This window comes from Flavobacterium frigoritolerans (genome assembly GCF_025847275.1).
GTDB classification, from domain to species: Bacteria; Bacteroidota; Bacteroidia; order Flavobacteriales; family Flavobacteriaceae; genus Flavobacterium; species Flavobacterium frigoritolerans.
In genome coordinates this window covers 101,912-116,203 of sequence record NZ_JAOZEV010000006.1, presented here as the reverse complement: position 1 = coordinate 116,203, position 14,292 = coordinate 101,912, and the positions used below count along the sequence as shown (strand labels likewise).

At 31.7% G+C, this 14,292-nt stretch carries 10 protein-coding genes and 1 tRNA gene; 7 read left to right on the top strand and 4 right to left on the bottom strand.

What is annotated here, in order from left to right:
• The first annotated feature begins 16 nt into the window (after window positions 1-16).
• The 3 genes from ftsZ to OIU80_RS09880 all read left to right on the top strand — a co-directional run bounded on the left by ftsZ (window position 17) and on the right by OIU80_RS09880 (window position 2,746).
• Window positions 17-1,975: a cell division protein FtsZ gene (gene ftsZ, locus OIU80_RS09890; protein ID WP_264286852.1), complete on the top strand. Its 1,959-nt coding sequence runs from the start codon at window positions 17-19 to the stop codon at window positions 1,973-1,975.
• A gap of 177 nt (window positions 1,976-2,152) precedes the next feature.
• Window positions 2,153-2,602 (top strand): GatB/YqeY domain-containing protein, encoded by a 450-nt coding sequence (locus OIU80_RS09885; RefSeq protein WP_195736754.1) that lies wholly within the window; start codon window positions 2,153-2,155, stop codon window positions 2,600-2,602.
• Window positions 2,603-2,672: 70 nt separating this feature from the next.
• Window positions 2,673-2,746, top strand: a tRNA-Arg gene (locus OIU80_RS09880).
• Between the two features lie 235 nt (window positions 2,747-2,981).
• Here the strand turns inward: OIU80_RS09880 and OIU80_RS09875 are convergent.
• The 3 genes from OIU80_RS09875 to OIU80_RS09865 all read right to left on the bottom strand — a co-directional run bounded on the left by OIU80_RS09875 (window position 2,982) and on the right by OIU80_RS09865 (window position 6,206).
• The gene (locus OIU80_RS09875) at window positions 2,982-3,491 is read right to left on the bottom strand and encodes a hypothetical protein (protein ID WP_264286851.1); all 510 of its coding nucleotides are present in this window, start codon (window positions 3,489-3,491) and stop codon (window positions 2,982-2,984) included.
• 229 nt (window positions 3,492-3,720) lie between these two features.
• On the bottom strand, window positions 3,721-4,650 hold the full coding sequence (locus OIU80_RS09870; RefSeq protein ID WP_264286850.1) for a hypothetical protein: 930 nt from the start codon (window positions 4,648-4,650) through the stop codon (window positions 3,721-3,723).
• 524 nt (window positions 4,651-5,174) lie between these two features.
• On the bottom strand, window positions 5,175-6,206 hold the full coding sequence (locus OIU80_RS09865) for a zinc-dependent alcohol dehydrogenase family protein (RefSeq protein WP_264286849.1): 1,032 nt from the start codon (window positions 6,204-6,206) through the stop codon (window positions 5,175-5,177).
• 123 nt (window positions 6,207-6,329) lie between these two features.
• Between OIU80_RS09865 and OIU80_RS09860 the strand changes: the two genes are divergently transcribed.
• The 4 genes from OIU80_RS09860 to OIU80_RS09845 all read left to right on the top strand — a co-directional run bounded on the left by OIU80_RS09860 (window position 6,330) and on the right by OIU80_RS09845 (window position 12,788).
• Window positions 6,330-7,748, top strand: coding sequence for an aminotransferase-like domain-containing protein (locus OIU80_RS09860; protein ID WP_264286848.1), 1,419 nt, complete (start codon window positions 6,330-6,332; stop codon window positions 7,746-7,748).
• A 482-nt stretch (window positions 7,749-8,230) separates the two neighbouring features.
• Window positions 8,231-10,408 carry an HAD-IIB family hydrolase gene (locus OIU80_RS09855; RefSeq protein ID WP_264286847.1) on the top strand — a complete coding sequence of 726 codons (2,178 nt, stop codon included), beginning with the start codon at window positions 8,231-8,233 and terminating at the stop codon, window positions 10,406-10,408.
• 1 nt (window position 10,409) lies between these two features.
• Window positions 10,410-11,921: a glycoside hydrolase family protein gene (locus OIU80_RS09850; protein ID WP_264286846.1), complete on the top strand. Its 1,512-nt coding sequence runs from the start codon at window positions 10,410-10,412 to the stop codon at window positions 11,919-11,921.
• Window positions 11,922-12,260: 339 nt separating this feature from the next.
• Window positions 12,261-12,788: a hypothetical protein gene (locus OIU80_RS09845; protein ID WP_264286845.1), complete on the top strand. Its 528-nt coding sequence runs from the start codon at window positions 12,261-12,263 to the stop codon at window positions 12,786-12,788.
• Between the two features lie 140 nt (window positions 12,789-12,928).
• Here the strand turns inward: OIU80_RS09845 and OIU80_RS09840 are convergent, their stop codons facing one another.
• Window positions 12,929-13,789 carry a WG repeat-containing protein gene (locus OIU80_RS09840; RefSeq protein ID WP_264286844.1) on the bottom strand — a complete coding sequence of 287 codons (861 nt, stop codon included), beginning with the start codon at window positions 13,787-13,789 and terminating at the stop codon, window positions 12,929-12,931.
• Between the last annotated feature and the right edge of the window lie 503 nt (window positions 13,790-14,292).

The window sequence follows — 14,292 nt, the reverse complement described above, 5'->3', positions numbered from 1 at the left end:
TCAAAAAACCAAAAATATGATGGGCAACTCAGAATTTGGAAGTATTTCATTTGATTTACCAAAAAATCAATCAAATGTGATAAAAGTTATCGGTGTAGGAGGTGGAGGTAGTAATGCTATAAACCACATGTTTAAACAAGGAATCAAAGGGGTAGATTTTATCGTTTGTAATACCGATTCACAAGCGCTACAAAATAGTTCTGTGCCTAATAAAATTCAGTTAGGAGTTAATCTAACAGAAGGCTTAGGAGCAGGTGCTAACCCTGATGTAGGACAACAGTCGGCTATCGAAAGTATTGCAGACATCGAAAAGATGTTGGATCGCAATACCAAGATGGTATTTATTACTGCAGGAATGGGTGGTGGTACCGGAACAGGAGCTGCACCAGTAATTGCACAATTATCTAAGGAAAGAGAGATTCTTACAGTTGGAATCGTTACTATTCCGTTTCTTTTCGAAGGAAAAGTACGTCAGGAGCAAGCGCTTTTGGGTATCGAAAAGTTACGTAAGCAAGTCGATTCATTAATTGTAATCAATAATAATAAATTAAGAGAAGTATACGGGAATCTTGGTTTCAAAGCAGGGTTTTCTAAAGCGGATGAAGTTTTGGCAACAGCCTCAAGAGGTATTGCTGAAGTAATTACGCATCACTATACTCAAAATATCGATTTACGTGATGCTAAAACGGTATTATCAAACAGTGGAACTGCTATAATGGGATCATCTACTGCATCTGGAGAAAACAGAGCAAAAGACGCTATTATTTCGGCATTAGATTCTCCGTTGTTAAATGATAATAAAATTACTGGAGCCAAAAACGTATTGTTGCTTATCGTTTCAGGTTCTAATGAGATTACACTAGATGAAATAGGTGAAATCAATGATCATATTCAGGTAGAAGCGGGTTTTAATGCTAATATCATTATGGGGGTTGGTGAAGACGAAACTCTAGGTGATGCTATTGCTGTTACAATTATTGCGACAGGTTTTGATGTTGAACAACAAAACGAAATCGTAAATACTGAGCCTAAAAAGATTATACATACGTTAGAAGATGAACAAAGAAGTGTTCATAATTTAACAAATAAAACACTTACCTCTTTTGATTTAAATGCTGAAACACCATCAACACCAAAAGCAGAAGAAAAAATAGTTTTTGAATTACTTGACGATAGACCAGAACCTACAGCGGTGGCGCCAATAGTTCAATCACCAGTGATTAACGAAGATGAATTAGTTGTAATGTCTGAATTTATTAAAAATTTAGATGTAACTTTTGAAATCGTTTCTCCAATTACAGATATTGATTTTACAATTTCAGCTCCAGAAGTTGCCCCTGTAAGAGCTGTTCAACATAAAATCGTAGAAAAGGAAGAACAAACTACTTTCTCTTTTGATTTGCCTATTTTTAGAGCTGAGCCAGAAGTAAAAGCTGAGCCTGTAAAAGAAGATACTAGAGTATTGTTTGAATTAACAAATGAAGCACGTGATATTAAAGTAAATCAGCCAGTTCAATTCGTACCAGTTACGGAACTTTCTGATAACGGAATTATCAAGTATTCTCTAGAAGAGTATATGGAACTTGAAAATGATTTAACTTCATCAAAACCTGCTGAAAAAGTAATTGAAGAAGTTATTCCAGAAGAGTTAAATATTACAGTTCACCAAAGAGCAGCAGTACCAGAAACTAATTTTTCTGAAGAGGTATCTCCTATGGAGTTAACAATCGAAGAAACATTACGATTGAGAGCTGACGAAAGAAGAAAAAAATTAAAAGAATTTAATTATAAGTTCCATAATAACGTTTCTAGAGTTGAAGAACTAGAGAAAGAACCAGCCTATAAAAGATTAGGTATTGATCTTTCAAATAATTCGCAAAATAATACAAATTCTAGAATCTCTGTAGGAACAGATAGTAATAATGATTTACAGTTGCGTTCTAATAATTCATTTTTGCACGACAACGTAGATTAATACGATAAAATCAAAATGAGGTAACCCGAAAATTGAATTTAATTTTCGGGTTATTTTTTTTATCTTCGCACAGAATTAAAATTAGTTGAATTTCATTGTCAAATTCAACTCAATTTCGAAGTCAAAATCAAATTTTCAAATCAGATAAGCATCGCTTATTTAAAAATAAAACTTAAGATGAGTTTACAAACAATAATCATGGACGAAATTAAAAACGCCATGAGAGCTAAAGATACAGTAGCATTAGAAGCTTTAAGAGCTATCAAATCAGAAATGTTATTGGCAGCTACTGCTTCTGGAACAAAAGAAGAATTAACTGAAGATGATGAAATTAAATTACTTCAAAGATTAGTTAAAACCCGTAAAGAAAGTGCTAGAATTTTTACAGAACAAAACCGTCCTGATTTGGCTGAGCCAGAATTAGCGCAAGTAGCTGTAATTGAAAAATTCTTACCTGCACAATTAAGTGAAGAAGAAATTGAAGCTGTAATCGCTAAAATTATTGCTGAAACTGGGGCTTCAGGAATTGCATCAATGGGTAAGGTTATGGGATTAGCTTCTGCTCAATTAGGTGGAACTGCTGAAGGGAAAACGATCTCAGCAATTGTAAAGAAATTATTAGTTTAAAAAAATAGATTATAGTATTCCATTTTAGGTTTCCAATTAACAATCTAAATAGGAATGCTATAATTAAAATGACTGCGTAGTTCAACTGGATAGAATATCAGATTTCGACTCTGAGGGTTGTAGGTTCGAACCCTACCGTGGTCACTAGAAAAAAGGAAAACCTGCAAAGTATTTATTTTGCAGGATTTTTTCTAGTTTTCTAAATGCCTTCATTTACAGGGAATTTTGGTTCGAAGCCCATCATGGATCTGTAAAGATTTACGATTTTCTTTCTCAACTTTAAAAGCTAATGTAGTTTTCAGCTTAACTCAATGATGAGTTAGCACATCAATTATGCAAATTGACCAATCAGTTGTAGTAGCCGTCAAGTGTAGTTAATTTAGTCGTAACTCAATTTGATTTTTGTTGCTCCATTTTTTTTATAACACTTCAATATGTTTTTCAGTATTTCTAAATCTTCAACTATAGCTCCACTACTTAAATATTTATTATCGTATGGATAGCCATACATTGGATGATTTTCATATTCTTGTTCTTTAGCTTTAATCTTCTTCATTTCATTTGTATCAGAAGAAAATGCATATTCTGATTTTATAGGATTGTATTTTACCTTTTCGTAATATTTTGGATTTGTATTAATTTTTAAAATTAATTTATCTATTACAGCTTCGAATGTGGTTGTGTTTTTCCAATACTTATCTGATGATTCTTCATTATCCATATAATCATATTCTTGAAATGTTGAGAGATCAATCTTTAGAATTTTTTCTACTTGAGCAACCATGCTTTTATCTCCAAAACCTCCAATTTGTTCAAAGAAAAATGATAATCTTGGAGGAAAATCATCTTTGCATTTTGTTTTCACATTAGCTTCAATTGAATAATCCATTCCAAGATTTATAAAACTAAAATTAATAAAGACTATTGCTATTGTTATAAATTTCCGCATTGTTTTTTGGGTTTTCCTGTACATAACGTTCTCGTGCTACAAATGGTTTGAGACTAAACTAAGTTCATTCTTTATGTTTGTCAAATAAATCATCCAAATACAAAGCCATTTTTCCATTAAGTCAATTACCCAAACCCGTTGTAGCTGTTGGTGGCAGTAATTTTATTTATCAAGTTAGTTCATTTAATAATTTCAGAAAATTATCTGGTGGAAATAATTGCAATTTTCCATCTTCCATTTTATATGGAATTTCAGTAAAAACTCTGTCATTATACCAAAAAACTTTATTGCTAAGTGAACCTGGACCTTCTAAATTCATATTGTAAATTGCAGGAAAAATTCCATTTATTGCTTTTACAACTTCTAAATTTTCAATTGGATAAATTATTGCTGAATGTCTATGTGGAATTCCAATTAACAAACCTTTACTTCCTGTTAGTTCTTTTTGATTTTCTAAATCATAAACTATATTTGGCGTAAAGAAATGGTCGGAATTTGCAAACCAAATGTCAAAAACATTAAAATTTTCTTTTGTTATTGTTGGTGGATATTTGTCTTTAATATTTTGCAGTCCAATTTCAAAAAGTTCATCAATAGATTTCTCCCATTTTTTTATTTGTTCTGGTTTTATATTTGCTATGCTGTGCGGAAAATCAAATACAAGCATAGAATAAATATCTCCTTCAAATTCTTTTCCAATTGCAAACTCTTTTCCAACATAATCAATATATTCATCGTTGTATAATCTTACTCCGATATATTTTTTAACTTCCTCAAAGTTATCCACAATTTTTTCAAATTCTATTTCGAATTTGTTTGCTTCTATCAATGAATTGAAGTGATCCTTAATTATATTCTTATAATTTTTTGGTTTGTCTTGTTTGCAATTTTGCGCAACATTGCTTAATCCTAAATTACTAAATCCTAATTCGTTTTCAGTTACAAGTATAATTCCATCGGAAATTTCAATTTCAATATTTAACTTTCTAAAATAATTTTCAATTTCATATATGAATGTAGAATATTCGGAATTTTCAAAAAACGAAGCCCAATTTGGTATTTCTGTCTTGTTGTTTTTCTTGTTAAAAAGTGAAAACATATTTTTTCTTTTTAGTTATGATTTTCTGGATTATTGCCACCAACTAGTATATACTACTGACGTCATATAACCTCCAAATTGGGTAGATAAGTCTGATAAGTGGCAGGTTATTTATTATCAAATATATAATAATAAACTTATAAATCATCAAAAGGACTTTTAATTTACCGAACGCTTTTAATGCTGACATGGGTATAAATTTCGGTGAACCTGCTGCTTTATTGAATCAACGTAAACACAGATAACCAATAGTAATACTAATTTCAAATCCTAAAATTAGGCATCATTTAAAATCCTCAGATCTTCCAATGAATGGTTCGAATTCTGTACCGTCAAGGTCACTTTAAAAAACAAAAAGCCTGTAAAATCAATATTTTACAGGCTTTTTTATGATTCGGACTAAACCATCTATATTTTTGATTGATTAACCTTAGTGGCTACTGAGTTTTCTGGTTCGAACCCTTTAATGTTTTTAACTAATATGTTAAGTTATTAAAGTATATGAATTATAATATGTGCGATACTTAACTAACTTTAATTACAATTTTTCCAAATGCGCCTTTTGCTAAATGATGATAAGCTTCAATGGCATCTTCAAATTGATATACTTTCTCAATAACCGGTTTAATATTATACAGGTCAAAAGCTTTATTCATTTCTTCAAATGCAGAACGGTTACCAACTGCGATACCCTGAATTTTAGTCTGTCTGAAAATCACCTGCATTAAGTTAAGATCTGTAGTTTGACCCGCTAAGAATCCTATAACCGATATTTGCCCAGTAACTTTCGTTGCTTTAACAGAATCGTTTAATCCATCTCCCCCCACTACTTCCAATAGCTGATCTACACCTTTCCCATCGGTTAATCTAACTACTTCGGCAGCCCAGTCGGGAGTTTCTACATAATTGATTATTTCCTGAGCACCTAATTTACGAGCCCATTCTCCTTTTTTATTACTGCTAGTCGTAACAATAACCTTTGCTCCCAAAGCATTTGCAAGTTGAATACCGAAGATTGAAACACCACCAGTTCCTTGTATTAATACAGAATCTCCTTTTTGTAAATTACCATAGGTAACCAGAGAATACCAAGCTGTAAGTGCTGCAATTGGCAAAGTAGATGCTTCTTCATCAGTTAATGTTGATGGTGCCAAAACAGCTGATTCTTCATGAATAATCATATACTCTGCAAGACCGCCAGGTAACGGAGAACCAAAACAGAAATCCGGTTCATTATGAGCGGGCGCACCTTCTATCCATTTTGAGTATAAATGAGAGGTTACTCTCTGTCCTACTTTAAACCTAGTTACATCAACACCAACCTGTACAATTGTTCCGGAAGCATCTGATACAGGCGTTAATGGATTTGGTACCATATCTGGCTCATAGATTCCATCAACAATTGCTTTATCACGGAAATTTAACGAAACAGCTCCAACCTTGATTAAAACTTCGTTTTTGCCAGGCGTTGGTACAGCAATATTTTCTAATTTCAAATTATCCAAACCAAAACCTTTTAATTGCCAGGCTTTCATAGTGTTTTTTTCTAGTGTCATATCTTTATCATTTTATAGTGCAAATATCCAACTAATACAAACACAAGAACAGATTCAGATTTCGTAAAAAAAATGAGATCAGATTTCGTATCTTTGCCTTTATCAATATTTAATTAAGAAGATATGATAACAGGTATTGGTTTTCGATATGAACAGGTAGCAGAAAAAGTAGAAGAGAATATAAATATTTTACAGCTTAAGGCAGGTGACAAAATACCATCGGTACGTCAAACAGGAAAAGATTTGAAAGTAAGTTTAAATACGGTATTTCAGGCCTATTCCTTGCTTGAAGCAAAAGGCTTAATCATCTCTCGTCCTCGTTCAGGATATATCTTAAATTCCTTTGGCTCTTCTTTAAAAATACCTGCAACAAAATCCCGACCAATGCTGCCAGCAAGAGTTGAGATTACTGCAATGGCCGCTGCGATGATGAAAAATGCTAAGGAAAACGGCATTATAAATTTTTCAATTCTTGCACCAGTCAATGAATTTATTCCAATAACAAGTCTTAACAAAGCAGTAAAGGCGTCGCTAAGCGAATCAGGTAACGACAACTTCCAATATCCGTTGATAGAGGGTCATCCGAACCTTCTCAAACAGATATCGAGGCTTTCCCTAGAGTGGAAAAAGCCATTAAATCCGAAAAATATATTAGTTACAAATGGCGGAATGGAAGCTATCAATCTTTGTCTTGATTCTATCACTAATATGGGAGATATTATAGCCGTTGAATCGCCTACTTATCATGGGATTTTGCAAAGTTTGGAACGTCGTGGATTAAAGGCGCTTGAAATTAAAGTGGATCCCGAAACTGGTTTATGTATCGATGATCTTGAACTGGCTTTATCAAATAATGAAGTAGCTGCCTGTATTTTTATGCCGCGCTGTCACAATCCCACAGGAAGTTCCATGCCCGAAGAAAATAAAATCAGGCTAGTTGAATTATTAGGTAAGCTAAATATTCCGATGATAGAAGATGATTGTCTTGGAGAATTGTCTTTTGGTACTGCTAATGGTTATCCTGCAAAAGCCTACGACAATTATGATAATGTTCTTTACTGCAGCTCTTTCTCAAAAACACTCGCACCGGGCTTCAGAATAGGCTGGGTCTCCGCAGGCAGACATCATCTAAATATTGAGAAATTAAAATTTGGTTCTAATATATCTACCAATGGGATTTTACAGGACGCTATCGGTAAGTATTTAGAAAGTGGTCTTTATAGCAAACATATTAGAAAAATGCGTAATGACCTTCAGGGTCAGATGATTAAATATATCGGTGCAATTAATCAGTATTTCCCAGAGGGAACAAAACTTGCAGTACCCAAAGGAGGGCTAAGTATTTGGATTGAACTCCGTAGCGATATTGATGCATTTGAATTTCAGAAGAAGGCATTAAGTCAGGGAATAGGTATTTGTCCTGGACATATCTTTTCTTCTTTAGAATACTATCAAAACTATATTCGATTAAACTATTGTCCTTTATGGACGAATAAAATTGAAAATGCTATTAGAAATCTGGGTAATATAATTAGGGTATAGAGCATCTGTAGTATTGTGTATTAATAATAAGATCCTAACATTAAATTATTAATAAAGCAAAACCTTTCTATAATTTTATTAAAGTGAAATTTTATTTCATAAGCTTAAGTAATCAAATCCTTTTCTTTTCAAACCTCTGTCAAATCGCTTAAAAGCTGAAAGTCTTCTAGTAAAAGGTTCAAACCCTACTGCGGTCACAAACTCATCTTTGAGAGGAAACAAATAATAAATGTCATTACAATAGGATTGGAAATTATAATTATAAATGGCTAAAGATTTTACTTTAGATAAAAACAGCCAGAATTTTAAGCTCCGAATTCAAGCATATTTACGCTATTATTTCTGTGTAATTGAGGCTTAGTATTGGCTATAAGTCTTACTAATTTAATCTTAAAGTGTTAATAATCTGGTTGTTTTGCTTAAAATTAGGGGTGAACTGCTCTAATTTTCGTACCTTAAAAATCTAACCAATAAAAAGGAAGATGGCTAAATTACGAATTTCATTAATAAATATCCATGGGCTTTTAAAAGGATCAGGACTAGAAATTGGTAGAGATGCTGATAATGGGGGACAAACGAAGTATGTTTATGAACTTGCCGAGTTTTTATCACAGCATGAAGCTGTTGAGCATGTTCATCTATTTACAAGGTTAATTGATGATAAGAATCTTTCTCCGGAATATGCAGTGCCAATTGAAATCATTAATGATAAATTAGATATTAGACGAATTTCTTTTTTAGGAAAAAAATATAAGTCGAAGGAGCAATTATGGGAGGGTTTAGACACTTTTGTGGATGGAGTTGTACAGCATATCAAACTTCATGATATTTTCCCCAATTGGATTCATTCTCATTATGGAGATGCAGGATATGTAGCTAGTGAATTATCTACAATACTGAATATTCCTTTTGCTCATACAGGACATTCTTTGGGTTTTCATAAAAAGAAAAAGTTGCTGGAAAGTGGCTTGAGTGAAGAAGAAATTGAAAAGAAATTTAAGTTTGAGCAAAGGATTGCTGCAGAGGATAAGACTTTAGAATTATCGGAATTTATCGTTACCTCTACAGAGCAAGAAATTGAAACTTATAGAGTCTATAAAAATTTTGAACTAGGGAAGTATCATGCAATTTCTCCTGGAATTGATACTAGTAAATTTGTTCCTTATTATCATCAAGAGCAAGATGCTAATAAACAAATGGAAGAGGAGCAAAGGAAATATTGGGTGGCTGAAGCTATCTCTAAGTTTTTAATAAATCCACACAAACCTTTTATTTTAGCCCTTTCTAGACCCGATCGTCATAAAAATTTGCATACTCTTATAGATGTTTATGGTAAAGATAAAGAGCTGCAAAGCATAGCCAATCTGGTCATTTTTGCTGGGATTCGAAAGGATATTTCGAAAATGCCTGAATCTGAAAAAAATGTTCTAACAGATTTATTGTTATTAATGGACAAGTATGATTTATATGGAAAAATGGCAATTCCTAAAAAGCATGATGTAGAAAATGAGGTTTCGATTATTTATCGTTATGCTGCCGAAAAAAGAGGTGTCTTTGTAAATTTGGCCTTACATGAAAATTTTGGATTAACAGTCATTGAGTCTGCTAGTTCTGGGTTGCCTGTTGTAGTTACTAAAAATGGTGGCCCATCTGAAATTATTCCTACCTGTCAGAACGGAGAATTAGTAGATCCTCTGAATGAAAATGAAATCAAAAAAGCATTACGTACTATTTTGACTAATGAAAGCCAATGGAAATATTACTCAAATAATGGAGCAATTAATATTCAAAAACATTATAGTTGGTTAAGCCATGTTAATCAATATGTTGAATTGATTAATGAAAATTTATCATTATCATCTGGTTCTGGCTTAAAAAAGCAACATTACCCCAATATTAATATTGAGCGTTTAAAAAGAAAGGTAGAGCATTTATTTGTTTCTGACATTGATGGGACCCTAATTGAACCAAAGTTGAATAATCCAGGACTAAAAGAATTGAAAGAGCATTTGATAAATCGTACTGAAAAAATGGCTTTTGCTTTGGCATCAGGAAGAAATTTGGCACTTGTTAAAAAAGTCATAGATGAAGAACAATTTCCTTTGCCTGACTTTGTTATTTGTTCTGTAGGAACTGAAATTTATTATACAAATGGGAAAAATTATATTCTAGACAAAGGTTGGGCTACCTTTTTGGCAGGTCGTTGGAAAAGGGAAGATATTGTAAATCGTTTGAAAGGGATTGCATGGCTGAGATTGCAGGAAGAAGAAGCTCAAAATCCATATAAAATCTCCTATTATTATGATAAAGAAAAATACGATTATGAGCAATTAATCACTGTCTTGGGAACAGGGTGGTATAAAGTAAATATTATTCCAAGTCACGGAGAGTTTATTGATTTTATTCCTAAAAGAGCATCAAAAGGGAATGCGGTTAAATTTTTATGTCGTAAATGGGCGATTCCTTTATCGAATGTAATTGCAGCGGGCGATTCAGGAAATGATATTGATATGTTTAGAGGCTCTGTTAAAGGGATTATCGTAGGAAATCGAAGTTCTGAACTTGCCAAATATGAAACAACCAAAAGTATTTATGTAGCGAAAGGCTCAGCTTCTTTAGGAATTTTAGAGGGATTAAAACACTATAAAATAATTAAGTAATATGTATTCAGGTTCAGGGTTTAGTAGTTGGGAAATAGGCGACGTAGATGTATTTATAGATGAAAACGGAATGCATCATTTATTTCATTTGATAATTCCAAATCACGATTATATTGCACATGCAGTATCAAAAGATGGACTTTCTTGGAAAAGAGTAAAAAATGCTTTGTTTGTAGGTGATCCAGGAGAGTGGGATGATGATATGTTATGGACTATGCATGTTAGTAAAAATTCTGATGGCGAAGGCTATGAGATGTATTATACAGGTCTTAAACGGAAAGATAAAGGAGTTATGCAAAAAGTTGGAAGAGCAGTTTCTCCTGATTTAATCCATTGGACAAAAGAAAATCTATATGGTTTGCCTTTAAAAAGTAAAGCACCTTATTATGAAAGCTCAGACAATAATCCTCGTCAATGGCTTAGTTTTAGAGATCCATATAAATACCAATTTGAAGGAGAGGACTATTTACTGATTTGCGCTCGAAGTGCAGTAGGGCCTACTTATAGAAGAGGTTGTATTGGTGTAGCTAAAAGGGGTTCAAATGGTTTTGTTCTTCAAAAACCACTACATGTTGCTTATGTATATGATGATATCGAATGTCCTTGTGTAGTAGAGATAAAAGGGATGCATTATTTATTAGGTTCAATTCGTGAAGATATTAAAGTTCGTTATTGGTTTTCTCCGGATTTTAAAGGAGAATACCATGCTTTTCATAATAATGTTCTGATGCCACAAGGTAATTATGCGGCAAGAATTGTAAAAGATGGCGATTATTTTTTAATTTATAATTTTTATTTTGTTGGAGGAAATGTCAATACACTTCGTGTAATTCCTCCTCCAAAACAATTAGATGTAGATTCTAATGGCAGGCTTTTATTAAAGACCTATCATCATTGGAAGACACTTTATCAAAGAACAATTCTTCAAAAAAACTTACCAACTCCAGTACCGATTTTAGGGAATCCTTCGGCAAATTTTGATTTGGAAAGTGACAGTAAATGGCGATTTGGTTGCAGAAGTGGGTACGAGGTTTTTTGTTTTGATAAACCTGCAAATAACTTTGTTTGGGAGGGTACATTGGCAGTTGAAGGAATGGGAAAAACAGGTTTTGTTATTGAGTGCGATAAAGAAGGAACAGCCTATTATATATCAATTGATTTTGTAAATGGGTTTGTTCAATTTAGAGCATGGGGATTTAATGAAAAGGATGTAAAGAATAATTTTGTTTTTGAAAACATTCAAACCAATCAATTTGAAATAGTAGATAAAAAAGAAATTTATTTTAAGATCATTCGTTACGGAAATTACTATGAGCTTTCTATCAATGAAATTGTAAAATTAACATTGTTGGATTTTAAATATAGCGATGGAAAAATAGGGATTTATGTTTGTTCTGCTATTGTATCATTAAGTGATTCAAAAATCCATGTAATTCCAGAACCAGAGAATGAATACGCTACTTCTGATCCTAGTAAAGCTTTAGACGAATACAATAAAATAACTCAAGTTTAGCTGGGTTTCATTTAATAAATGTGATATTTTTTGAAATACTAATTGTTCGATTTAAGAGGTTGTTAGTATGAAAATATGAAGGGGAATTTTTTGTTTCTTTTTATTTCAAAATTATCTTGAATTTAATAGTATCAAGTTCAGAAATTAAAGGTGAATACTGCTTTCGTACATACTTAATTTCTTTCTCTTTATATATGGAAGTCCTTTTTTTCTATAATCTAATAGATGCTAAAAAAGTGTTTTTACTGAAAAAGAAAAAAAGATTAGAAAGTGTAATTATAAAAATGAATGAAATCGATAAAATTGTATTAAATTTCTAGCTCTTAATTAGCAATTATAATGAAATTATCTAAAGAAGAAAAAAAATTTTGGCAACGCCATTTTCGTATTGACAAAGCAGAAAATATCCCTTCAGAATGGGGTGTCTTTAAAGAAGTCGATTCTGATTGTGATGATGAGTTTTTTTATTTTTTAAGTTTAAGAATTACATCTATAACAGAAATTCATCTCAAAGAATCTCAGATTACGGATGAAGGAGTGAAATATATGAGTACTTTTAAAGGGCTAATGACTCTTTATTTAAGAAAACATGATGAAGTTACTAAGGCAAGTATCCCTTATTTTAATCAAATGATGAGTTTGAAAAGTTTAAACATTACTAAAACAAAAATTACCCTATCTGATTTATGTGAAAATTTGAATAATCAAAATCTTAGAGAAATCTTTTTAAGTTCAGAAGATACAGAAGAGAACATAGTTGAAAAAGGTTTTATTATGAAAGAACGTATGCCCGAATGTAACATTTATCTGGATACTTCCTTTGTTACGGATATATTTGATAATCCTATTAAACCTATTTTTGATTAAATAAATCCTTTTAAATGCGCTGTTTTATAAACTACAATTCTGACATAGACTAGCATCCGAAAGTCTTATTTAAAAAATGATTTATCCATAACTTAAATGTTTAAAGCTTTTTTAAGTAGCAGTTTTTTGTTTTTCATATCCTATCTGACTGTTGGGATTTTACTCAAACGGTATTCTGCATCATCAACACTATTAATCCAATCTAGTTCATCTTTTTTATCTAAGGAAATATAAAGTATTTTTTTTGTTTCAAAATCATAATATCCAATTTTCCCATCTAATTGAACTTCTATCCTTTTAGTTTTTTTATGATTTATTCTATCATAAATTGTGGGTAATATTATATTTCCTAGTTCATCTACGACACCAGATTTTCCTTTTAATTCAATTTTATATGCTCTCAAGTTGTTGACTGATGAGAAAAAAGGGGTGACATAATCATATATAATTGGTAGAATCAATTTACCATTATTATCAATAATTCCCATTTTATCATCTAAACATACAAAGGCTAATTTCTTAGATGGAATTCTAGGCCAAATAAGATCATAAATTGGCGGAATTACTTCATTCCCTTTATAATCTATCATCCCTAATTTGCCATTTAATTTTACACCAATTTGATTTCTTAAACGTCTGATGCTACCTTCTAGTTCATCATACTTTAAAACAGCTATTTTTTTACCGTTTCTATCAATTCCAAAAACGCTATTATTTAAGCTTACAAATGACATATCATCAATAAAACTAACTGCTTGATCATAAATATTCGGAATAATAAACTTTCCTGTATTATCAATAAAGCCGTATTTATTATCTTTCAGAGCTACAGCTAGTCCATTTTGAAAGTCTTCTGCGTATTGATACAAAGCAGGCAAAACAACTTCATTTGCACTATTTTTAAAACCATATTTTTCGTCTGATCTAAATGCTACTAAATCTTGTGCTTTTCCGTTAAGCAAAATTGCAATGAGAAAGCAAATTGTAAATAGTTTTTTCATATTTCCTTATTTTTAAAATTGTTCTATCTTAAAAAAGCGCTTGTCCAGTTTTGTGTTCCTTTAAGCGGAGTGAATGAATTGCAATTTATTGATATTTTGATGTTTATGTATTTTTGGTTATTTGCAGCCTTGATTATAGAGCTTACTAAATTAATACTAAAATGTGATATTTTAATTGTTTTTTTTTCGAAATGGGGTTAGATTACTTTAGTTTTTGATCTTAAAAATTTAACCATAAAAAGGGAGGTGGTCGGAGACAAAGTATAATTTTCTTCTTTTATTATAGGAAATTGTGGTGCATAAGAAGTTTTACTATGAAATTGGAAATTAAAATTTGGGCTTATTATGGTATTTAAATGGCGTATTATTTATTTTGGTTTTATAAGTTAAATGTATTTTGCGCATTCAAATTAAAATACCAATTATTGTGAAAATGAATAATAGCGAGGGAGAAGAGAGAGAAGAAATTATTAGAGATAATAGAGTAGCCAGACTTCTTTGGT